1 pseudogene is annotated in these 525 nt (G+C 50.5%); it reads right to left on the bottom strand.

Going from position 1 to position 525, the window contains the following annotated elements:
• Nucleotides 1–525, bottom strand: a pseudogene (locus A3751_RS21470) (hypothetical protein); the annotation flags it as partial.

The following is a 525-nucleotide window of genomic DNA, read 5'->3' as shown; positions in this document are numbered from 1 at the left end:
GTTTCAACTGAAGCATCTGAACGCATATAACCAATTTGATTTCGGATTGCTACCGGGCGAGAGCCTGGATTGTATACCAAGTAAAACGACGCAGCTGTAGATTGGTTGTCTCCCGTCCACTCGCCTTTGCCTGCGCCATCAACGCTATTATCGATGCGTCCATTACTTGCCACAGACCCATCAGAGCAAACGTAAATCATCAGCGGTACACCAATGCGCGCCGCATACTCAAGACAAGCCCCCATACAACGCCCAGCGCGTAAATCACGTCGCTCACCCGTACCTCGCTCACCGGTGTGATAGTCGAAACCACCCATGGTGACCGTTCCGGCTCCCGCAAAACCATTCACGACAAGCTTCATTACCGATGCTGTTTTACGGAATTCACTATCACTGTTAAATTCAGCTGTTGAGAAGATTCCCCCTGGGCCGACAATATCAGTATCTGCAGCCGGATCTAGGGTGCTAGGGTTGCCAAAACGATCCGCAATATCAGCGCTTTTTACATATCCGCAACGCACCAAA

The sequence above is a fragment of the Oleiphilus sp. HI0080 genome (assembly GCF_001635135.1).
Note: the sequence above shows the minus strand (reverse complement) of the source record. Positions and strands in the feature narration are given on the sequence as shown.